18 protein-coding genes are annotated in these 20672 nt (G+C 63.1%); 10 read left to right on the top strand and 8 right to left on the bottom strand.

Translation table 11 applies throughout. The features are described from left to right. Positions 1–55 precede the first annotated feature (55 nt). Complete coding sequence (locus V1273_RS29835) at positions 56–2284, bottom strand: ATP-binding protein (protein ID WP_334411755.1); 2229 nt, start codon at positions 2282–2284, stop codon at positions 56–58. Positions 2285–2673: 389 nt separating this feature from the next. Between V1273_RS29835 and V1273_RS29830 the strand changes: the two genes are divergently transcribed. Next, positions 2674–3918 carry an IS4 family transposase gene (locus V1273_RS29830; protein WP_334368994.1) on the top strand — a complete coding sequence of 415 codons (1245 nt, stop codon included), beginning with the start codon at positions 2674–2676 and terminating at the stop codon, positions 3916–3918. A gap of 49 nt (positions 3919–3967) precedes the next feature. On the opposite strand, the gene V1273_RS29825 is transcribed toward V1273_RS29830, so the two are convergent. From V1273_RS29825 to V1273_RS29815, 3 genes are read right to left on the bottom strand one after another with little or no spacing between them, the layout of a single operon-like run. Further along, positions 3968–4480 carry an SRPBCC family protein gene (locus V1273_RS29825; RefSeq protein ID WP_334364967.1) on the bottom strand — a complete coding sequence of 171 codons (513 nt, stop codon included), beginning with the start codon at positions 4478–4480 and terminating at the stop codon, positions 3968–3970. Next, positions 4477–4944, bottom strand: a complete 468-nt coding sequence (locus V1273_RS29820; RefSeq protein WP_334380217.1) for an SRPBCC family protein — start codon at positions 4942–4944, stop codon at positions 4477–4479. The genes V1273_RS29825 and V1273_RS29820 overlap by 4 nt, the downstream gene beginning before the upstream one ends. Next, the gene (locus V1273_RS29815; RefSeq protein ID WP_334364965.1) at positions 4937–5251 is read right to left on the bottom strand and encodes an ArsR/SmtB family transcription factor; all 315 of its coding nucleotides are present in this window, start codon (positions 5249–5251) and stop codon (positions 4937–4939) included. The genes V1273_RS29820 and V1273_RS29815 overlap by 8 nt, the downstream gene beginning before the upstream one ends. 113 nt (positions 5252–5364) lie before the next feature. Between V1273_RS29815 and V1273_RS29810 the strand changes: the two genes are divergently transcribed. From V1273_RS29810 to V1273_RS29800, 3 genes are all read left to right on the top strand, one after another. Next, positions 5365–6810, top strand: a complete 1446-nt coding sequence (locus V1273_RS29810) for an LVIVD repeat-containing protein (RefSeq protein WP_334411754.1) — start codon at positions 5365–5367, stop codon at positions 6808–6810. A gap of 10 nt (positions 6811–6820) precedes the next feature. Then, positions 6821–7375 (top strand): hypothetical protein, encoded by a 555-nt coding sequence (locus V1273_RS29805; RefSeq protein ID WP_334411753.1) that lies wholly within the window; start codon positions 6821–6823, stop codon positions 7373–7375. Between the two features lie 94 nt (positions 7376–7469). Continuing rightward, positions 7470–8087, top strand: coding sequence for a LysE family translocator (locus V1273_RS29800; protein WP_334380220.1), 618 nt, complete (start codon positions 7470–7472; stop codon positions 8085–8087). Positions 8088–8109: 22 nt separating this feature from the next. On the opposite strand, the gene V1273_RS29795 is transcribed toward V1273_RS29800, so the two are convergent. Continuing rightward, positions 8110–8961: an N-formylglutamate amidohydrolase gene (locus V1273_RS29795; protein WP_334411752.1), complete on the bottom strand. Its 852-nt coding sequence runs from the start codon at positions 8959–8961 to the stop codon at positions 8110–8112. A gap of 150 nt (positions 8962–9111) precedes the next feature. Here V1273_RS29795 and V1273_RS29790 point away from each other — a divergent pair, with 150 nt between their 5' ends. Further along, positions 9112–9510, top strand: a complete 399-nt coding sequence (locus V1273_RS29790) for a gamma-glutamylcyclotransferase family protein (RefSeq protein ID WP_334364957.1) — start codon at positions 9112–9114, stop codon at positions 9508–9510. A gap of 6 nt (positions 9511–9516) precedes the next feature. Here the strand turns inward: V1273_RS29790 and V1273_RS29785 are convergent, their stop codons facing one another. Then, a complete protein-coding gene (locus V1273_RS29785; protein WP_334380222.1) occupies positions 9517–10083 on the bottom strand; it encodes a chlorite dismutase family protein in 567 nt (188 codons plus the stop codon). A gap of 193 nt (positions 10084–10276) precedes the next feature. Here V1273_RS29785 and dnaG point away from each other — a divergent pair, with 193 nt between their 5' ends. Both dnaG and rpoD read left to right on the top strand, forming a co-directional pair. Next, entirely contained in the window at positions 10277–12277 is a 2001-nt protein-coding gene (gene dnaG / locus V1273_RS29780; protein WP_334380223.1) for a DNA primase, read from the top strand. A 338-nt stretch (positions 12278–12615) separates the two neighbouring features. Next, positions 12616–14727 (top strand): RNA polymerase sigma factor RpoD, encoded by a 2112-nt coding sequence (gene rpoD / locus V1273_RS29775; protein ID WP_028350222.1) that lies wholly within the window; start codon positions 12616–12618, stop codon positions 14725–14727. A 389-nt stretch (positions 14728–15116) separates the two neighbouring features. On the opposite strand, the gene V1273_RS29770 is transcribed toward rpoD, so the two are convergent. Further along, positions 15117–15353, bottom strand: coding sequence for a hypothetical protein (locus tag V1273_RS29770; protein WP_028350223.1), 237 nt, complete (start codon positions 15351–15353; stop codon positions 15117–15119). A 145-nt stretch (positions 15354–15498) separates the two neighbouring features. Here V1273_RS29770 and V1273_RS29765 point away from each other — a divergent pair, with 145 nt between their 5' ends. After that, complete coding sequence (locus V1273_RS29765; RefSeq protein ID WP_334411751.1) at positions 15499–16845, top strand: MFS transporter; 1347 nt, start codon at positions 15499–15501, stop codon at positions 16843–16845. A gap of 34 nt (positions 16846–16879) precedes the next feature. Here the strand turns inward: V1273_RS29765 and V1273_RS29760 are convergent, their stop codons facing one another. Continuing rightward, the gene (locus tag V1273_RS29760; protein ID WP_334411750.1) at positions 16880–18472 is read right to left on the bottom strand and encodes a hypothetical protein; all 1593 of its coding nucleotides are present in this window, start codon (positions 18470–18472) and stop codon (positions 16880–16882) included. 249 nt (positions 18473–18721) lie between these two features. Between V1273_RS29760 and V1273_RS29755 the strand changes: the two genes are divergently transcribed. Both V1273_RS29755 and V1273_RS29750 read left to right on the top strand, forming a co-directional pair. Beyond that, a complete protein-coding gene (locus V1273_RS29755; RefSeq protein ID WP_334380226.1) occupies positions 18722–19513 on the top strand; it encodes a lytic murein transglycosylase in 792 nt (263 codons plus the stop codon). 196 nt (positions 19514–19709) lie between these two features. Beyond that, on the top strand, positions 19710–20516 hold the full coding sequence (locus V1273_RS29750; protein WP_334411749.1) for a lytic murein transglycosylase: 807 nt from the start codon (positions 19710–19712) through the stop codon (positions 20514–20516). Positions 20517–20672: the final 156 nt, after the last annotated feature.

Raw genomic sequence — 20672 nt, 5'->3', positions numbered from 1 at the left:
ATGGGTCCCTGCGCCGAGTGCGCGATTGCGCACGGAGGCAGGGACGACAGTGAGGTCAACTCGCCTTCAGGACCGAACGCAGCATCGCTGCCAGATCGTGCCGACGGTAGGGCTTGTTCAAAATCCGTACGTCGCGGCCGGCCCCATCGATCGCCTCGACGGGATGTTCGCTATCGCCGGAAGTCAGGAGGATATTCAACTGAGGCCGCAGGCGGGCTGCTTGCTTCGCAAGCTCGGTTCCGAACATGCCGCCGGGCATCACGACATCCGTGAACAGGAGATGGATGCTGTCCGGGCCGCGCAATATTTCGAGCGCCGCGGCCGCGTTGCGTGTGACGATGGCGCGATAGCCGAGCGCCTTCAATTCACCTTCAACATAGCGGCGCACCATGTCGTCGTCCTCGACGACGAGAATGGTCTCGCTGCCTGTGGGCGCGGCCGGCTGACCGGCGGACGGCGCGGCGGTCGTCTGAATTGCCCCAACGCGGGGGAAGAACAGCTTGACGGCGGTGCCATGTCCCGGTTCGGAGCGTATCTGCATCGACCCGCCGGATTGCTGCGCAAATCCGTAAACCATGCTCAGGCCGAGACCCGTGCCTTTGCCCACCTCCTTGGTGGTGAAGAACGGCTCGAAGGCGCGGCTGGCGACTTCGGCCGTCATGCCGGTGCCGGTATCCGTCACGGCGATCATGACATAATAGCCGGGACGCGCCTCACCGTTGACGTCCACGTCGGATTCACCGAGTGACGTATTTTGCACCTCGACCGTCAGCTTGCCGCCGAGCGGCATGGCGTCGCGCGCATTCAGCACCAGGTTGAGCAGTGCCGACGCCAGTTGGCCGGGATCGACGCTGGCCTGCCACAGCTCTTGATCAAGACGGAATTCACATTCGATATGCTCTCCGAGCGTCCGGCGCAGCAACTGCTCCATGCCGACGATCTTCTGGCCGATGTCGATGTGCTTCGGCATCAAGGGCTGCTTGCGCGCAAACGCGAGCAGGCTGCGCGTCAGGTCCGAGCCGCGTTCGGCGGCGGTCGCGATGCTCTCGGCGATCTTTTGCAGTTCCTTGTGTGTCGCAAGCTTCTCGGCAAGGTGCTCCGCATTGCCGAGAATGACGGTCAACAGGTTGTTGAAATCATGCGCCACGCCGCCGGTGAGCTGACCCATCGCCTCCATTTTCTGGGATTGGGTCAGCTTCAGGTTGAGCTCGTCGATGGCGGCGCGCTGATGCTGGAGCGATTCAGCGGTGCCGTTGAGCAATGTCATCAGCCCGCCGAGCTCGCCGCGCGGATGGGGTGGAGCAATCCGCGCGCTCAGATCGCCAACTCCAAGCTTCGTCGCCATCGCAGCCAGGCGTCCGACCTGACGACCGATGCTCATCGTCGCCAGAACCCATACGCCTGCGAGCAACAGCAGCGAGGCCACCGCAAGTATCGCCAGGTCCTCGTAGAGGCGGCGATTGGCTGCGGCCACCAGACCGTCCTTGGCCCGCCCGACCATAAGGTAAAGCCCGGCATCGCGCACCGAGGGGGAACGCGCGGCGGACCAGACATGGGTTCGGCCGTCCCGCCCGGTTACTTCGCGAAACGACTCATGATTCGGTGAGGTCGCAAACCGGAACAGCTCCGAAGTTGCCATCGATGTGCCGGGCGGTTCGGTCCAGTCCTTGCCCTCGGGCGCGACGAGGATCGTGCCGTTCCTGTCGACGAGCAGAATCTGATTGTCGTTCGACAGCCGCTTGTCGTGGTCATCGGCGAATTTCTTCAGATTGAACGAGGCGAGCAGGATGAATTTCAGCTCTGCTGTTTCCGAGCGAACGGGATAGGCGATCTGCAACACGGAGGTCCCCGTCAACCGGCCGAACACAGGCTGGAGTGTGACGGTGCCGTGTGCAACCAGCGCCCGCTTGAAATATTCGCGATCCCTGAGATCGAGCGTCCGGTCGGTTCGCAACGAGTCGCAGAACAGGCTGCCGTCCGGATTGATGGTCAAAATGCCGGTGTACCGCGGATACTCTTCGCGCACGGCGGACAGGAAGGCGGAGCAAGCCGCCTTGTCGCGCGTATCGAGGTCGCGGGCGCGGGCCAGACCATAGTGAAGCTGGGCCGTGCCCTGAATTTTCTCATCGAGATCGCTTGAGATATCGTTGGCGGTCGCCGACAGGCTGGCGCGTGCGGCTTCGATTTCGCTTGCGCGATTCTGCACGAAGCGCAGTCCCACAAGGATGGCCGGCACCAGCATCGCGGCGATGACCAGTATCAATAGCCGTGTGCGCAGGCTCATCGGTGCGTCGTTCCGCGCTCAAATCAGCGGTTCGTGTTGCGATAGAATAACGTTGAATCTGCGTGCCATCTTAGACTCGTGCTGCAATATCCCTTAGGCGGGCATGAGTCCACTCGCGGAGAACTGTATCCCGGTCACCGTCGTCCCTGCGAACGCACTAGGGCATCTACACGTCTTGGGGACGCGACAGATTGACTCGGGGCGGCATGATGTGCGTTCGCCGCAGCGTTTTGTATGATTCTCTCTCTGGCGCTTTGATTCGAAGGAGCGCCAGAGATGCAGCAGGAACCGGATTTGTCCCTGGGTAAGTTTGGAGACGTTCGCCTCGATAAAAGGGGGCGGCGCTTCTCCGGGCTATGCTTTGCACGCGCAGTGTCTGTTTGCGCCAGATGGCGCAGGGCAACTGGGCCGCGAACATGGCGTTCTGGCGGTTTGTGAACAATCCGCAAGTCACGATCGACAAGCTGATTGAAGGCTGGAGCCTGCAGACGTCGATGGCGGTCAGCGGGCGTCATGTGCTGTCGATCCAGGACACCAGCGAGATCAACTTCCACACTCGTCCGGGACATCGGCGCGACTTGGGCAAGGTCGGCAAAGGCAATGCTCGCGGCGTGCTGCTGCATGCCATGATGGCGGTCGATGCCGATAGCGGGGTCTGTCTCGGGCTCACCGGCGGTGAGGTGTGGACGCGCAAGCGCAAGGCCAGGATCGCTCACGAGAAGCGCGCCTTGGCCGACAAGGAATCGGCGCGCTGGGTGACGACGGCTAAGCAAGGCTGCGAGGTTCTGGTCGCTGCTCGTATGATCACCGTCGTCAACGACCGCGAGGGGGATTTCTTTGCTCACTGGTCGCTGACACCCGCTGACAATGTCCACCTCCTGTCGCGCGCCATGCACGACCATGCGCTGGTCGATGGCGGCACGCTTTATCAGGCGGTCGCGCGGGCCCGCTTCTGCGACAAGGCGGTGATCGATCTACCAAAGCGAATGGATCGCCACGGTCGCCAGGCCCACCTCTCCATGCGCCTGGGAACCGTTGTGCTCAAACGACCGCAGCGCCCCGGCGTGAAAGACCTGCCACAGGGCGTCAAAGTCAGCTTCGTGGAGGTCGTCGAGTTGCACCCCCCGAAGAGCGCCAAGCCCATTCATTGGTTGCTCCTGACCACTCATCCGGTCGTCACCGCCGCCGATGCCTGGCGGATCGTCTCCTGGTACAAGCAGCGCTGGATCATCGAACAGCTCTTTCGCTCGCTGAAGAGCCAGGGTCTGCGCATCGAGGATAGTCAGCTCGACAGCGCTGAAGGCCTGATCAAACTCGTGGCGATCGCCACCAGAGTAGCATGTATCGTCATCCAGCTCGTTCAAGCCCGCAATGGCGGCGAACAATTGCAGGTCGAATTTGTGTTCACGCCGGACGAGATCGAAGCGCTCAAGGCCATCAACAAAACCCTGAAAGGCCGCACCGAGCTCCAGAAGAACCACCATCGCCCCAACACTGTCGCCTGGGCGGCATGGATCATCGCAAAGCTCGGCGGATGGACCGGTTACGCCTCTCATCGCCCACCTGGACCAATCACCTTCCACATGGGAATGGCTCGCTTCCAACTCCTCGTATATGGCCCGGCAAGCGTGTAGATGCCCTAGTGCGAACGCAGGGACGACGAACAGCTGACGACAGCGAGACCTACGGTGTCCCGATCCCCAGTTCCTTCAGCGCGGCCAGCATTCGCTCCGGCGGCTGCATCTTGATTGTCAGCGCGGTGCCGGTCTCCAGCAGGCTCTTCAGGCTCGACAGGATTGCAGGCCAGCCTGTACGTCCGCCGGACAGGATGTCGTCGCTGATCTCCCGGTCATGCGACTGCAGCATCGTCAGTTTGACTACATCGCCGGCCTGCTCGATCTCGTAGGTGACGAGCGTCGGCCCGAGCTTTTCGAGCAGCGCCGGCCAGTTGACGTTGAAGGTGACGGTGAGCTTCCTCAGCGGTTCGCACTCGATCACCTCGCCCGAGATATGCAGGGCGCCGTCCGGCGTGCGCATGATGAAGGCGCCGCCGACCCTGAGATCGACCTCGACCGCCTGGCCGGAGAAATACTGCCTGGAAAACTCCGCTTGCGTCAGTGCCTCCCACACTTTCTCCGGCGTCGAGGCGATGTAGATCGTGTAGACAATGGCAGGCTTGAAGTCTTTGATGTTCATGACACACCTTCGATGCCGAGAGCGGAAACCGGAATTTCGAGCGCAGTGCCGGATTCCAACAGGCTCTTGAGGCTGGACATAATGGCCGGCCATCCCTTGGAGATGCCGTCCAACAGCTTGCTGCCCTCTGCAAAACCTTCATGCGTGAGCGTGAGCTTCACGAATCTGCCGTGCTGCTCGATGGTGAAGACCACCGTCGTAGCCTTCTCGTTGCGGTATGCCTCGTTGGTCACGTGCTTGAAAGTGTAGGAGAGCCGCCGCGGCCGGTCGGCCTCGAGAATCTCCCCGGTATCGGTCGTGGTGCCGTTCATGACCAGCGCCAGCGGCGAACCAACCTTCCAGTCGGACTTCAGCTCGGTGCCGAACCAGTAGCGTTTGGAGAACGCGCTGGACGTCAGTGCCTCCCACAATTTCTCCGGCGTGGTCTCGATATAGATGACGTAGACGAATTCCGGCTTACTCATCACGCTTCTCCAACCGTCGTTTCAACTCCGAGAGCGCGGAGAGTTTCCCGCGCTCGAATTTCTTGATCCAGCGTTCGCCGATCTGATGGATCGGAACCGGATTGAGGTAGTGCAGCTTCTCGCGGCCATGTCTCAGTGTCGTGACGAGGTTGGCCGCCTCGAGAATCCCAAGGTGCTTGGTGACGGCCTGCCGCGTCATGTCGAGGCCGTCGCAAAGTTCGTTCAGCGTCTGTCCGTTTCTGGCGTGAAGCCTGTCCAACAGCGAGCGCCGCGACGCATCGGCAAGCGCTTTGAAGACCTCATCCATGGGGCAGATATTAGGCAACCAAAAGGTTGCATGTCAAGGTTGGGCGCGGTCCACAGCCTGTGTTATCGTGCGGTCAGCCAGCGCAGACTGGCCTTAAACAGTCGGGGTGGAACATGAGTGGTCGCCTCAAACTCGCAGCCTCTTTCGCGATCTGTTTCCTTGCATCGTCAGGCATCGCTTTCGCGCAGCAACAAGTGATTGGGGCGCCGCCTGAAGCGCTCAACATGAAGCTGGTTGGAACCAGCGACCTGCAGGCGCGCAGCGCCTACCAGCCCACCATCCATCATCAGGGCGACCGCTGGATCGCCTATATCGGCCATCACGGCGGCAGCGACGAGATTCCCGCGCCGCTCAATCCGCAGACCGGCAAGACTGAGCCGAACGGCACGTCGATCGTCGACGTCACCGATCCCTCGCAGCCGAAATATCTGCGTCACCTGCCGGGCCAGGAGGGCAAATATGAAGGCGGCGGCGCGCAGATGGTGCGAATTTGCGACGGCAAGGCGCTGCCGAAGGGCGATCGCAACGCGGTCTATATGCTGCGCACCTTCGGCGGCGAGGCGCATGAAATCTGGAACGTTGCCGATCCCGCCAGTCCCGTATTGATCAGGCGGATTGCGGGATTGAAGGACACGCACAAGAGCTGGTGGGAATGCGACACCGGCATTGCCTTCCTGGTGTCGGGCGCGCCGGACTGGCGCACGCGCCGCATGACGCAGGTCTATGATCTCTCCGATCCCGCGCACCCGCAAAAGATCCGCGATTTCGGTCTGCCCGGCCAGGAGCCGGGCTCGACCGGTGCAGTGCCGACCGAATTGCACGGGCCGATCTCGACGGGACCTTCCGGCAACCGGGTCTATTTCGGCTACGGCACCAACAAGGGCGGGATTTTGCAGATCGTCGATCGCGAGAAATTGCTGGGCGGGCCCAAAGAGCCAACCCCGGACAATCTGCGCTCGCCGGAAATTGCGCGGCTGACGATGTCGCCATTCAACGGCGCGCATACGACGTTTCCGATGCCGGGCATGCAAATTGCGGAATTTGCGCGCGACAAGGACGGCAAAACCCGCGACATCGTGATGATCGTCGACGAGGCGATTTTGAACGAATGCAACGAGCCGCGGCAGATGGTGTGGTTCGCCGACGTCACGGTCGAGAAGGCGCCGATGATGATTTCGAGCTACACCGTGCCGGAAGCGAGCGGGACGTTCTGCGAACGGGGCGGGCGGTTCGGCGCGCATTCTTCCAACGAGAGCATGGCACAGGTCTTCTACAAGAAGATGGCCTTCATCGCCTTCTTCAATGCCGGCGTTCGCGCGCTCGACATTCGCGATCCCTATCATCCCAGGGAGGTCGGCTATTTCATCCCGTCGATCACGGCCGCGACCGACAAGCGCTGCGTCAAGATCGACGGCAAGGATCGCTGCAAGGTCGCGATCCAGACCAACAATGTCGAAACCGACGAGCGCGGCTACATCTACATCGTCGATCGCGCCAATACCGGCCTGCACATCCTGGAACTGACCGGCCCGGCGCGCGCCGTCGCCGGCCTGCCGTGATGAGGCGGTGATGCGTCGATGGCCGGTCATCGTTGTTGCGGCCGCCGCGCTCGGTGCGTTGTTGGGTGCCGCGGCCTACCAGCACATCGTGCCGCGCCAAGGTGAACAGAAAGGCTCGTGGCAGGAGATCGCCTGGTCGTTCCCGCGCGATGGCTGGCCCGCGGGACGCGCGTTTCGTTGCCGCGGCGCGTCGTGTGGCGATGGCATCGAGGTATACGTTCGGCCGAAAATCGGCTTCTGCAACTGCGACCGCGGCGTCGCCGACGACGACGAAGTCGACCGCGTCGCGGATGTTGATTTGATCAGCCAATATTTCGTGCCGTTCGCGCCAGGCGAGGTCGTGCAGGTCGCCGATATGGCCGGGCGGACCAGGGCCTATGATCTCAAACCATCCGATGGTTCGCGGCGCGCTGCCATCGGCATTGCCGTCTCGCGCCGCTGCGACCTCCTCGTTGCCGTCGCGCACGGTAACGGTGACGCGTGGGAAACGCGGCGCGCGGCGCTGGCGTTGCTGGCGACCCGCGAAATGACGCGCTGGATGATGGCCGCGATGGAGGGGCGATGACGGTTAAGACGGGGAGAGGGAGCAGGAAGCGCAGCTTCCATCTTTCGCCCCCGCATGCATAATGACGTAACCGCTCTCCCACCGAGTTCCCCCCATGTCCCTTCAGGTCTATCTCGCCTTTGTCGCCGCCTGCATTGCGCTCGCGCTGTTGCCGGGTCCCGTCGTCACGCTGCTGATCGCGAACGGCCTGCGGCACGGCACCCGCGCGGCGCTGATCAATTGCGCCGGCGCGCAAACCGGCCTTGCCATCGTGATCGGCATCGTCGCGATCGGGCTGACGTCGCTGATGGCGACGATGGGCTACTGGTTCGACTGGGTGCGCTTTGCCGGCGCCGCCTATCTGATATGGCTCGGCATCAAGCTGATCTGGCAGCCTGCGGAAGGCGTCAACGCCGACGAGCCGCCACCGCCGCCGCGCGGCGGCTTCTTTCTGCAGGGGCTTCTGGTGCTGCTCTCCAACCCGAAGGTGCTGGTGTTCTTCGGCGCGTTCATTCCGCAGTTCATGGATATGGAGAAGGACCACTTCCCGCAGGTAGCGCTGCTCGGCGTCACCTTCATGGTGATCGCGGCATCGACCGACGCGGTCTACGCGCTGCTGGCCGGACGCGCGCGAATGTTCTTCTCCAAGCAGCGGACGCGGCTGGTGTCGCGCGTCTCCGGCGGCTTCATGATCGGCGGCGGCATCTGGCTGGCACTGACGCGGGCGCGGTAAGCTCGCGATCCAAGTGATGTAGCTAGTCCCGATCGGCCGCGAGCTGCAAGGGAGCGCGACCTTCGCCTTGGCGAGACGCGATTAATTGCTGCCTGCGCAACATCTCCTCGATCTCCCCAAGTATCCGCGCCAGCCGCTCCGCCCAGGCTTTCTCGCCGGCGGGATCCGAGATCAAATCCTGACGGATTTCGATCCCTGTATTCATCAGCCCGCGCGCCTCGCCATGGACGGGGATCGTGTAGTCGGTCTCGTCGCTGACCGCATAAGGCTCGTTGTCGCCGACCACCAGATCGCCCTCGGCGCGAAACGCTTGCAGCAAGCGCGGCGGCAGATGCTTGTCGCGGTGGTAGAGCGTGCCGATATGCCAGGGCCGTGCAATCCCGGCATAGACCGGCGTGAAACTGTGCAGCGATACCAGCACGGTCGGCATGGCAGCGTTTCCGCGCTGGTCGATGATCTCGTCGATGCGCCGGTGGTAGGGATCGAAGATCTGCGCCCGCCGTATCGCGGCCGCCTCGCGCGAAATGCCTTCATTGCCGGGGATCGTGGTCGCCTCGCTGATGCGCGGGATCGAGCTTGCGACGTGCGGCGGGCGGTTGCAGTCGATGACGAGCCGTGAGTAACGCTGCACGATCAGATGGGCATTGAGATGCTTTGCGAGCGCTTCCGCGACGCCGGCAATTCCGATGTCCCAGGCGATATGGCGTGTCAACTCGCTCTCGGGCAGGCCGAGGTCGCCGAGCACGCGCGGAATGAGCCTTCCATAATGGTCGCATGTGAGCAGAAAGGGCGAGCGGCCTGCGGTGTTGTATTCGTGGACCGGAGGAACATCCTCGGCGCTGAGGAGCGGGGCGGGGCCGGCGGCGTCGTTCAACGTATCTTCCTTGAGCGTTGCTGGTCGAGGAGACGTATCCGAATCGATAATGGCTTAACGATGCCGCTCCGGATGCTTCCCCACAAGACGGTTTTGGCGATAGACCCCCGGCGGATTGCATCGCTTCGCGCGCAATGACATAGAAATCCCATGATTTCAGATCGACTGTTCGTCTACGGCACGCTGATGCGCGGCTTCGACCATCCGATGGCGCAGCTATTGTCGCGCAGTGCGGATTTTTTGGGCACCGCCACCTGCCGCGGCCGGCTTTATCTCATCAAGCATTATCCGGGGCTGGTGCTGTCGGATGACGCCAACGACGTCGTGTTCGGTGAGCTCTATCGTTTGCGCGATCGCGACGCGTTGCTGGCCGAGTTCGACATGTATGAGGCCTGTGGCGCCGGGTTTCCGGAACCGACCGAATACATCCGCCGCATGCTGCCGCTGTCGCTGCAAGACGGCACCGCCGGCGAGGCGTGGACCTATGTCTACAACTGGCCGGTCGCCGGCTTGCCGCGCATCGCCTCGGGGAAGTTTCTGGAGATGTAGGACGAGTCAGCCCGCATCCAGCCGCTCGCGCTCCAGCCTGATATCCACCTCGCGCTCGACATAGCGCCATTCCTCGGTGGCGCGCAGCGTGCGAACCAGCTCCTCGAATTCCTCCGCATGTGCGGGCGCGTATTCGAACCAGGTCAGGAAGTCGAAGGGCTCGCCGAGGTCCCGGCTGTGATAAAGCTGGCGGGCGATCGCCGGCAGGTATTTCAGGCTGTCGGCTATGTGGTGGGATCTATCCTCAAAGATCTGCCGCCGCTCCTCCTGCGTCAGCTCCCACCACGCCGCCGATTTCTTGATCGGGATCAGCGCCGCAAAGGTTGCCTCAGGTCGGCCGATCTCGGCCCGCACGGCGTCAAGCTGCGTCTTCTCGGCGCGCTCGGTATAGCGCAGATGGCTGGCGAAGCCGGCGAGCCGCCACGAGGTCGGCGAGGGCAGGATCGGCAGCGTGATCGACAGGGAATGCACGACCGACAGCGAAGGCGTCGGCGAAAGCGACGCGCCCTTGACCGGCGCAAACCGCGTCACCCGCCACGCCCCGCTCCTGCCACCCCGGAAGATCGCGAACATGCGGCTATGGAAGCGCGGAACCGGCGGCGATTCAAGGTGTCTCCGTCATTCCGCGTTCGTCCTTCGGACGCCCCAGAATGACGGATGGGGCTGTGAATAGCGGCGAGAAATCCGGCCGACTTCGCCTTTTAGCGGCCCGGCCCTATATCCATGGTCGGTTGGCACGGCCCTACGACTCGGCAAAACTCCACCCATGCGCTTCACGCCCCAATTTCTCGACGAACTGCGCGCCCGGCTTTCAGTTTCGGAAGTCGTGGGCCGGCGCGTCAAGCTGAAGAGAGCGGGGCGGGAGTTTAAGGGGCTGTCGCCGTTCCAACAGGAGAAGACACCCTCTTTCACGGTCAACGACCAGAAGCAGTTTTATCACTGCTTCTCGACCGGAAAGCACGGCAATATTTTCGACTTCGTCATGGAGACGGAAGGCGTCTCGTTTCCGGAGGCTGTTGAGCGCCTCGCCGCCATGGCCGGCCTGCCGCTGCCGGCGGCAACGCCAGATGCCGCGCGCCACGAGCAGCGCCGCAAGACGCTGCACGACGTGATGGAACTCGCGGCAAAATTCTTTGCCGATACGCTGGCCTCGCGGAACGGCGCCAAGGCGCGCGGCTATCTCGGCGACCGTGGCATTTCGTCGGCGACGCAATTGCAGTTTCGCCTCGGCTATGCCCCGGGCGAGCGTTTTGCGCTGAAGGAGCATCTGGGCGCGCAGGGCATTTCCACCGAGGACATGGTGGAAGCGGGGCTGCTCGTCGGCGGCGACGATATTCCCGTTCCTTACGACCGCTTCCGCGATCGCGTGATGTTTCCGATCGCCGACGCCAGAGGCCGCGTCATCGCCTTCGGCGGCCGCGCGCTGGAAAAGGACGTTTCGGCAAAATATTTGAACTCGCCGGAAACCCCGCTGTTTCACAAGGGCGACAATCTCTACAACCTCGCCACTGCGCGACAGGCGGCGCATGACGGCTCGCCACTGATCGTGGTCGAAGGCTATGTCGATGTCATCGCCATGGTCACCGCAGGCTTTGCCGGCGCCGTCGCCCCGCTCGGCACCGCGCTCACCGAAAACCAGCTCGCACTGCTCTGGAAGATGGCGGACGAGCCGATCCTCTGCTTCGACGGCGATCGCGCCGGGCGAAAAGCAGCGTACCGCGCCGCCGACTTGGCGCTGCCCAATCTTGCGCCCGGCAAAAGCCTGCGCTTCGCGCTGCTGCCGGAGGGACAGGACCCCGATGACCTCGCCCGCACCGGGGGCCGGGTTGCGATCGAGGAGGTGATCGGCGCCGCGCGCGGGCTCGCCGATATGATCTGGTCGCGCGAGATCGAAGGCGGCACGTTTGCGACTCCCGAACGGCGCGCCGCGCTGGAAGCGCGTATCAACGAACTCTCTAACGGCATCCGCGACGAGGTCGTGCGTCGCTACTATCGCCAGGATCTCGCCGAGCGCCTGCAGCGCACCTTTGCGCCCGATGCTGGCCGCGGCGGTTACGGCCGGGGTAATTTCCGGACCGGCCGCCCCGAATCACCCCGCGCGTTTGCCCCGCGCGGAGCGAGTCCGGCCGGCCGATTCGCCCCCCGCGGCCGCCCGCTGGGGATAACTTCAGGAATCGCCCCCGGCCCCTACCAGGCGGCGAGCCCCCAGCTTGCGTCCAGCCCGATCATGCGCGGCCAGCGCAGCGCGATGTCCCGCCGCGAGGCCTTGATCCTGCAATCCCTGATTAACCACCCTTGGCTGCTGCACGATCATCTGGAGGAGGTGGCTATGCTGGAACTGGCGCATCCCGAGGCCACCAAGCTCCGCGCCGGTATTATTACGGCCTTCGCCAACGACCATCATCATTCTCCCGACGTCGAGGAGCAGGCCGAGAAAATGCGCGCGGATCTCGAAGCGCGTGGATTAGGCGAGGTTCTTCAACGGGTTGAGCGAGCGATCACGACGGTGGCGGTGTGGGCCGCCCGCCCCGGCGCGGCGCGCGAGGACGTTTTGGCCACTTGGCAGCAACTCGTTGTCTTGCATCAGAAAACGCACGCCCTACTTAGGGAGAAGAAAGATGCCGAACTGGCATTGGCCGAGGAGACCAGCGAGGCCAATCTGGCGTGGCTGAAGGATGTCGGCGCCCGGCTGGACTCCCTCGATGGCACCGAGGCCCTGATTGAGGGTTTTGGCGAGCTTTCGGGCCGGTTCCGCAAAAGCGTTTGACGATTAAAAAATGATGCGGACGGCCTTGGCCGAGCCCGCGAAAAGACTCGCCAAATCCATGATTTGGCGGCAAAAACAGGGTTAAGCAAAGCTTAAGGGCCTTCGGGCTACGAAAGACAGAAACCGGTGATGCGAAAGGCAGGGGTGGCGACGGTCTGCGCCGCCCTTTGCGCGTCGTAACCATGGTGCGGAAAAGCGGGTGCCGCTTTCGACCGATCATGCGAAGGCGAATGAACAGAGCAAGGTGACGATCGAACGACGTCATCTCGAACGAATTGAGTTGAAGAGCGCGGGCGGCGACGCACGCCCGCATGAAGCGCGTTTCGGGAGCTTGATGAATGGCCACCAAGGCAAAGACGCTGCAGGTTAAGGACAAGGAAAAAGACGACAAGGCAGCGGACGCCCCTGAGAAGGATAGCCCCGACGCGCCGTCGCCGTTGCTCGACCTGACGGATGCCGCGGTCAAGAAGATGATCAAGCAGGCCAAGAAGCGCGGCTTCGTGACCTTCGATCAGCTCAACGAAGTCTTGCCCTCCGACACCACCTCGCCGGAGCAGATCGAGGACATCATGTCGATGCTCTCGGACATGGGCATCAACGTCTCCGAGGCCGAAGAGGCCGATGAAGAGGCCGAGAAGGAAGAAGCCGACGACGACACCGACAACGAGCTTGTCGAGGTCACGGCGAAGGCTGTCACCGAGGTCAAGAAATCCGAACCCGGCGAGCGCACCGACGATCCCGTCCGCATGTATCTGCGCGAGATGGGCACGGTGGAATTGCTGTCGCGCGAAGGCGAAATCGCGATCGCAAAGCGCATCGAGGCCGGCCGCGAGGCGATGATCGCGGGTCTCTGCGAGAGCCCCTTGACCTTCCAGGCCATCATCATCTGGCGCGATGAGCTCAACGAAGGAAAGATCTTCCTTCGCGACATCATCGATCTCGAAGCCACCTATGCTGGCCCCGACGCCAAGAACAACATGAACCCGGCAATGATCGCCGCCCCTGCGGGCGACGGCCAGGCCGCCAACGGCGAGGCCGCGCCCGCGCATGTCGCGCCGCCGGCTGCTCCCCCGTCGGCGACCCCGTTCCGCGCAGCGCCCGCGGGCGATGTGGAGACGGAAGAGAAGGATCCGGCGGAAGCCGCCGCCGAAGGCGACATGGATGACGACGAGTTCGAAAACCAGATGTCGCTGGCCGCGATCGAGGCCGAGCTGAAGCCGAAGGTAGTCGAGACCTTCGACAAGATCGCCTCCGAATACAAGAAGCTGCGCCGCCTGCAGGAGCAGGACATCGCCAACCAGCTTCAGAGCGAGTCGCTCTCGCCCTCGCAGGAGCGCAAGTACAAGAAGCTGAAGGACGAGATCATCGTCGAGGTGAAGTCGCTGCGCCTGAACCAGGCCCGCATCGACAGCCTCGTCGAGCAGCTCTACGACATCAACAAGAAGCTGGTCTCGTTCGAAGGCCGCCTCTTGCGCCTCGGCGACAGCCACGGCGTCGCGCGCGAAGACTTTTTGCGCAACTACCAGGGCTCGGAGCTCGATCCGCGCTGGCTCAACCGCGTCTCGAAATTATCGGCCAAGGGCTGGAAAAATTTCGTCCATCACGAGAAGGACCGCATCAAGGAGCTCCGCCACGAGATTCAGTCGCTGGCGGCGCTGACGGGTCTTGAGATCGGCGAATTCCGCAAGATCGTGCACGGCGTGCAGAAGGGCGAGCGCGAGGCGCGCCAGGCCAAGAAGGAAATGGTCGAGGCCAACCTGCGTCTCGTGATCTCGATCGCCAAGAAGTACACCAACCGCGGCCTGCAGTTCCTCGACCTGATCCAGGAAGGCAACATCGGGTTGATGAAGGCGGTCGACAAGTTCGAGTATCGCCGCGGCTACAAGTTCTCGACCTACGCTACGTGGTGGATCCGGCAGGCGATCACGCGCTCGATCGCCGACCAGGCCCGCACCATCCGCATCCCCGTGCACATGATCGAGACCATCAACAAGATCGTGCGTACCAGCCGCCAGATGCTCAACGAGATCGGCCGCGAGCCGACCCCGGAAGAGCTCGCCGAAAAGCTCGGCATGCCCCTGGAGAAGGTCCGCAAGGTCCTGAAGATCGCCAAGGAGCCGCTCTCGCTGGAGACGCCTGTCGGCGACGAGGAAGACTCACACCTCGGCGATTTCATCGAGGACAAGAACGCGATCCTCCCCATCGACGCGGCGATCCAGTCCAACCTGCGCGAAACCACCACGCGGGTCCTGGCCTCGCTCACCCCGCGCGAAGAACGCGTGCTCCGCATGCGCTTCGGCATCGGCATGAACACCGACCACACGCTGGAAGAAGTCGGCCAGCAGTTCTCGGTCACGAGAGAGCGTATCCGCCAGATCGAAGCCAAGGCGCTGCGCAAGCTGAAGCATCCGTCAAGAAGCCGGAAGCTGCGGAGCTTCCTCGATAACTAGTACTGCCTGTCATTGCCGGACTTGCTTGCTCGGCGAAGACGGGACCCGTCAATCCATCCAGACAAAGAACGGCGGGCGAATGCCCGCCGTTTTTGTCTGCTCAGGTCGCGCCAAATTCTCACGCCAGCGCCCGGGGCCACCCCTCTCCCCACCCTCCCCCGCAAGGGGGGAGGAAGCCGTACCAGTGTGCTCACCTCGCATTGCATCTTGGCTATCCCTGACCTGATTGGCACGAGTCAGGGACGCATCGGCGGTAGGGTTCCCTCTCCCCTTGCGGGAGAGGGTTAGGGAGAGGGGTGCCGCTTGCTCCGCTGGTAATTGAGAACGTGGAAAACACGCTCTCCAGCGACCGCGACGTTGGTTGATGCAATCGGGCCTTGCCTGCGAGCCTACTTCTTCTTCGCCCCAACGCGGCTGATGCTCTTGATCTTGAGCTGTGGGCGGCCAGATTTCTCGGCGATCTCGCGGTCTTGCTCCATGATGTAGCCGCGCGCCGGCTCGTCGCCGTCGAGCCCGCCGAGCAATTCGGCAGGCACGCGCCGGTTGGAGCGCTGCGAGTCGTCTTCATAGACGACATTGAAAAAGGCGAACTCGCCTTTGGGATTGGTCCCGGGTTTCTTTGGCATGCGCGGCTTGTCCTCGATAGAGGCGCCGCTGTCAATCATCCTCGCTGCGCGCCGGTCTGCCTTGCGAGACGGCGTGGGCGCGATTTATCTATGACCGCTTTGCCGGCATACTGTTCGCCTGGAACGAACGGAAGGGGTGGTGGTGATGCTGGCAACCTCCCACGCGAAGAGCAACCTCAAGCCGGTGCTGATGGCCTGCTGCCTTGCCATGCTGGCGGTGGGCGACAACAGCACGGCGATCATGGCGGCGCTTCCCGACATGAAGGGCAGCCTGCAGCTTGGTCCGGCGGAGCTCGAATGGGTGGTCAATGCCTATCTCCTGACCGCCGCCATCTTCATCATTGTCGGCGGCGGCGCGGCGGATCAGCTCGGCGCGCGAAGGTCCTCGATTGCCGGCATCGCCGTGTTCGCACTTGCGTCGCTGCTCATCGCGCTGGCGCCGGCCGGCTTCGTGGTGGTCGGCGCGCGGGCGCTGCAAGGGCTGGGAGCCGCGTTTGCCGTGGCCGGAACGCTTGCGGCGGTGACCGAAGCCGCACCTGACGAGCGGCGCCCGGAGGCGATCGGCGCCTGGACCGGTTTTCTGATGCTCGGCTTCAGCATCGGGCCGCTCGTCGGCGGAGCCGTGACGCATTACGCGGGCTGGCGCTTCATCTTCTGGCTGAACGTCATTGCGATGGTGCCCGCCGGCCTGATGCTGCTGCGGCATCCCGGCGCCGGCGGCCGGCGCGCGATTTCGATGGACTGGGGCGGACTTGGCCTTCTCGCACTCTTCATGGTGACGCTGATATCGGGATTGCAGGCGTTGGCACATGTCCGCACCAACCCGCTGTCTGCCATCGTCCCGCTTGCGCTGGCGGTGATCGCGTTTCCTCTATTGCTGCGGACGGAGACGCGGCGCCCTCAGCCGCTGGTCGACTTCGGCCTGTTCGCGAACCGGAATTTCGCGATTGGCGCCGGCCTCTTGTTTCTCGTGATGTTCGACATCATGACGCTGCTGCTTTACTACAACCTCTTTGCGCAATCTGCTGATGGGCTCGGCATATCAGCCGTTGCGGCCGGCCTTTCTCTGCTGCCGCTCTCGGTTGCGCTGTTTGCCTTCGCGCGAGCGGCTCCTACTATTGGAATGAGCATCGGCGTGCGGCGCATGCTGACGGGTGGATCGCTCTTGCTTGCGCTCGGCTGCGCAATTATCTGGTCGTCGTTTCAGATCGAAGCAAGGTTCGCTCTTCTGATGCCCGGTCTCTTTGTCGCCGGCGCTGGAATCGCGCTCATTTACGCCTCGGCGCCGCGGCTCGGACTTGCAACGCTGCCCCAATCGCAGGCAGGGAAAGGCTCTGGGTTACTCAATTCGTGCAGCTTTCTCGGCGGCACGGTCGGGGTGACCTTTGGCGGTATCGTCTTCGCGCTGACCGGATTTCCCGGCGTGCTGGTGCTGCTGGGAGTTTCAGCGCTGGCCAGCGCTGTGCTCTGCCTTCGGCTGCACGTGGATTGAAGGTCTATTTGTGCGACCGGCATCCGCAGGAAATTCAAGCGCATGCCGGATTCTTGGCATCCCCGACCGTGAGAAAAGCAATCGTGGCCGGTCCGATCTCGATCGAACCCGGCGGCGATGTCATCGCGGCGAGCCGCGGAAGATCGTCATTTGGGCCGAGCTCCAAAACCGTTCCATTCAGCTTCACGCTGGCGCTTTGCAGATGATCCGCCGACAGCGTGTAACGCTCGCTGGCCGCGGGCAATCGCAGCTTTGCGGCGCTCGTCTTGTCCGTATTGATGGCGAGCAGTGTGACGGCGCCACGCATGCCTCGTCGGCAATGCGCGTAGAGGTGCACGCCAGCGTGCACGCCGGCGTCGAGAACGGTCGTGCCCATTAGTCTGCGCCAAAGCAGCGCCGCCCAGTAGTCTGGTCGCGGTCGCAACGTCGTCTCGTCAAGCAGGCCGTAGTCGCTGGCCGCCAGCGTGTTGTGCGCCACCATCTGGACGCCGGCCCTGGCAAGCCGGCCAAGTTGATCGAGATATCGGAACGTATCGAGGAAAGTGGAAGCCCAGGGATTGCCGCCGCAGGCGGCCTCGGCGGTTTCGGTCAGCCACATCGGCTTGTCAGGCGCAAACTCGTCCCGGAGCGATCGGTAGAACGAGAGCGTTTGCTCCGTGCTCTTAAGCCAGCTTTCCGAAAGTGCGGCCTCTGGTGTGGTCTGGCCCGGAATCCCGGAGCATCGTTGCGAGAGGGCGCCGTAGTGATGATAGGAAAAAGCATCGATGCCGGGACCGGATGCAGCAAGCAGATCCCGCGTACCAAGAAAATCGGAGCTGGATTGCGGGGGCGATTGTGACGCTGTTGTCTCGCCGATCGAACCGGGGCCCAGAACGATCACATCCGGTTCGCTGGCCCTGATGAAGGCAACAAAGGCTTTAAAGTCCCGCCCGTAGGCCGCCGCATCGTATCCTTTCGGCGCGCGCCCCATGGCGGCCAGCGTCGGCTCGTTCATGAACTCGGTGGCGGCAATTCTGCCGCCGATAGATCTGGTGTAGGCGAACAACCGACGCGCCTGATCGCTCCGCCATCGGCCTGCTGCGTCCCGGACACCGGGGCTTATGGCCATCGACGTCACGATTTCTGCGCTGACGGCGCGGGCAAAGTCGATCACGCTTTTCCAGCGCTCGCGGCTCAGCACCGCGCGGAAGCCGTCAGGCGGCGTCGCAGGCGTCGCATCGCTTTCTGCAAAGTAGGTGCTATTGGCCCAGGTGCCGCTGACGCGCAGGTAGGCGGGGGCCAGCGCGGCCGCCAAGATACGCAGCCGGCGGTTCGACAGGTCGATCGGCGCCCGATACGCGTAGTGATCGGGGTTCACGCCCGCCGGGACATTTTCGGCGTTACCGGCGCCCCGAGCAGATGGCGCCGAGGCACTCGTCCTGTAGGGTTTCCAGAACCGTCCGCCGGTGACCTCGACCATTTCTACATTGTACGATTGAAAGCGTTCGTCGATGGTGCCGAGACGGGGCAATCGTGAAGGGTCGATGGAAAGCGTTGGCGCCTGGGCGGCCGCATTCTGGCTTGCCAAGAGCGCGGCGATCACAATTGCCATTCCGACTTTTAAACCACTGGACCTGGGCATGGCCATTGTCCCTGGGAAGCGCCAAGGCGGGCGTCGGCCCACGCGTTGGCGTTACAGCGCCACCAATTCGACGCGGCGGTTCAACGAACGGCCGGCATATCGATCGATTCAAATTAGTCGCAATCATGGCCGTTTTCGAGATGGCCAAGGGCTAGCAGATTCTGCCCATGCATCTGCCGCAACTCTCGAAGCGCGGCTGAGGACGTGCTAGAAACCGATGCGTACTTGCAGTGCTCTCTCAGGAATGGTCTTTCCATGCTTCGTATCGCATTTGCTTTCAGCGCCACCGTCGCATTGTTCGCGTCCTTAAGCCCCCACGCCCACGCCGCCCAATGCGGCACCTCCGCCGCTGGCTATGCCGCCTGGAAGCAGCAATTCGCCGCTGAAGCGCAGGCCAAGGGCATCGGCGCCTCCACAATCTCCGCCCTGATGGCGACGAACTATGCGCAAGCGACCATCAATGCCGACCGCGGCCAGCGCAGTTTCAATCTCTCGCTCGATCAGTTTCTGGCGAAGCGCGGGGCCACCACCATCGTCGCGAGGGGGAGGCAGCTCAAGCAATCGCAGGCCGCGCTGTTTGCCTCCATTCAGAGCCGCTATGGCGTGCCGCCGGGGCCGCTGCTTGCGATCTGGGGTATGGAGACCGGATTCGGCAGCCAGCGCGGCAATCAGAACATGCTCGCCTCGATCGCGACGCTCGCCTATGACTGCCGGCGCTCGGCCTATTTCACCGAGCACCTCTACGCGGCGCTGCAATTGATCGATCGCGGCGCGCTCTCTGCCAGCCAGCGCGGCTCGATGCATGGCGAGGTCGGCCAGACGCAGTTCATGCCAAAAGCCATTCTGGCCTACGGTACCGGCAATCTCGAAAACTCGGCCAACGCGCTGATGTCGACCGCGAACTTTTTGAAGGCGCATGGCTGGCGCGCGGGCGCCGGCTATCAGCCGGGCGAGCCGAATTTCGCGGCCATCCAGGCCTGGAATGCCGCGGGCGTCTATCAGAAGGCGATCGCGCTGATGGGCCGCCAGATTGATGGTGGGGAGTAGCGGCCAGTTGCGGCGTCGTCCCTGCGAACGCAGGGACCCATAACCACAGGCGGCGATTGTTGAAGCCAAGCCGTCAACCAGTCCGCTTTAACAATATCGGCCGCGGCGTATGGGTCCCCGCGTGCGCGGGGACGACGAGGTTTCGTGTGCCGCTTTCCCGTGGCATGATTAGCCCGAGACGCAACAAGGGATTCGCATGCGCATATTTCGTTGGGCCATTTTTCTCGGCGCCGTCATCTTCTCCACCCCCACTTACGCCGCCCGCTGTGGCGGCGATTTCAACACCTTCGTATCGGCGATGGCGGCGGAGGCGCAGGCGGCCGGAGTGTCGCAGGCGGTGATCAGTCAGGCGTTCGCGGGCATCACGCAGGATCCGGCGGTGCTCGCTTTCGACCGCCGCCAGCGCGGCACCTTCAACAAGACGTTCGAGCAATATGTCTCGACCCGCGTCGGCCCCGGACGCATCAACATCGGGCGGCAGATGCTGCTGAGGCACGCGTCACTGCTGGCCCGCATCGAGCAGAAGTTCGGTGTGCCGCCGCAGATCATCGTCGCGATCTGGGGGCTGGAGAGCGATTACGGCAAGGGCGACATCGGCAAGATGCCGGTGGTCCGCACGCTGATGACCATGGCCCATGATTGCCGCCGCACCGAACTGTTTCAGGGCGAATTGCTGGCCGCGCTGAAGATCGTGCAGCGCGGCGATCTCCCGCTGCGCGACCTGATCGGCGCCTTCGCCGGCGAGATCGGCCAGACGCAGTTCCTGCCGTCGTCCTACATCAAATACGGTGTCGATTTCGACGGCAACGGCCATGTCGACCTGCGCCACAGCGTGCCCGACGTGCTCGCCTCCACCGCGAACCTGCTGCACGTGTCGGGCTTCAAGCCCGGCGCGCCATACGGCGAAGGCACCGCGAATTTCGAAGCCATGCGGGAGTGGAACAGGGCGACGATCTACCGCAAGACGATTGGGTATTTTGCGGACCGTCTGACGGGGCGGTGACGAAGATGCAAGCCTCGGGCGAGATGCGTCGCGAGAACGCGGATGTATGACAGCTCGTCGATCTCAAACATGAAAATCTTCCGTCGTCCCTGCGAACGCAGGGACCCATAGCCACCGGCCGAAGTTGTTTTGCGAGGTCGTAGTTAACTTGTCTTT

Source organism: Bradyrhizobium sp. AZCC 1721 (genome assembly GCF_036924715.1).
Taxonomy (GTDB): domain Bacteria; phylum Pseudomonadota; class Alphaproteobacteria; order Rhizobiales; family Xanthobacteraceae; genus Bradyrhizobium.
Note: the sequence above shows the minus strand (reverse complement) of the source record. Positions and strands in the feature narration are given on the sequence as shown.

What these genes read in the sequence shown, in the direction of transcription:
- V1273_RS29825 (WP_334364967.1), bottom strand. Translation starts at nt 4,480, where the DNA reads ATGAACATCAAAGACTTCAAGCCTGCCATTGTCTACACGATCTACATC.
- V1273_RS29835 (WP_334411755.1), bottom strand. Translation starts at nt 2,284, where the DNA reads ATGAGCCTGCGCACACGGCTATTGATACTGGTCATCGCCGCGATGCTG.
- V1273_RS29810 (WP_334411754.1), top strand. Translation starts at nt 5,365, where the DNA reads ATGAGTGGTCGCCTCAAACTCGCAGCCTCTTTCGCGATCTGTTTCCTT.
- V1273_RS29755 (WP_334380226.1), top strand. Translation starts at nt 18,722, where the DNA reads ATGCTTCGTATCGCATTTGCTTTCAGCGCCACCGTCGCATTGTTCGCG.
- V1273_RS29750 (WP_334411749.1), top strand. Translation starts at nt 19,710, where the DNA reads ATGCGCATATTTCGTTGGGCCATTTTTCTCGGCGCCGTCATCTTCTCC.
- dnaG (WP_334380223.1), top strand. Translation starts at nt 10,277, where the DNA reads ATGCGCTTCACGCCCCAATTTCTCGACGAACTGCGCGCCCGGCTTTCA.
- V1273_RS29820 (WP_334380217.1), bottom strand. Translation starts at nt 4,944, where the DNA reads ATGAGTAAGCCGGAATTCGTCTACGTCATCTATATCGAGACCACGCCG.
- V1273_RS29815 (WP_334364965.1), bottom strand. Translation starts at nt 5,251, where the DNA reads ATGGATGAGGTCTTCAAAGCGCTTGCCGATGCGTCGCGGCGCTCGCTG.
- rpoD (WP_028350222.1), top strand. Translation starts at nt 12,616, where the DNA reads ATGGCCACCAAGGCAAAGACGCTGCAGGTTAAGGACAAGGAAAAAGAC.
- V1273_RS29760 (WP_334411750.1), bottom strand. Translation starts at nt 18,472, where the DNA reads ATGGCCATGCCCAGGTCCAGTGGTTTAAAAGTCGGAATGGCAATTGTG.
- V1273_RS29765 (WP_334411751.1), top strand. Translation starts at nt 15,499, where the DNA reads ATGCTGGCAACCTCCCACGCGAAGAGCAACCTCAAGCCGGTGCTGATG.
- V1273_RS29785 (WP_334380222.1), bottom strand. Translation starts at nt 10,083, where the DNA reads ATGTTCGCGATCTTCCGGGGTGGCAGGAGCGGGGCGTGGCGGGTGACG.
- V1273_RS29770 (WP_028350223.1), bottom strand. Translation starts at nt 15,353, where the DNA reads ATGCCAAAGAAACCCGGGACCAATCCCAAAGGCGAGTTCGCCTTTTTC.
- V1273_RS29805 (WP_334411753.1), top strand. Translation starts at nt 6,821, where the DNA reads ATGCGTCGATGGCCGGTCATCGTTGTTGCGGCCGCCGCGCTCGGTGCG.
- V1273_RS29790 (WP_334364957.1), top strand. Translation starts at nt 9,112, where the DNA reads ATGATTTCAGATCGACTGTTCGTCTACGGCACGCTGATGCGCGGCTTC.
- V1273_RS29800 (WP_334380220.1), top strand. Translation starts at nt 7,470, where the DNA reads ATGTCCCTTCAGGTCTATCTCGCCTTTGTCGCCGCCTGCATTGCGCTC.
- V1273_RS29830 (WP_334368994.1), top strand. Translation starts at nt 2,674, where the DNA reads ATGGCGCAGGGCAACTGGGCCGCGAACATGGCGTTCTGGCGGTTTGTG.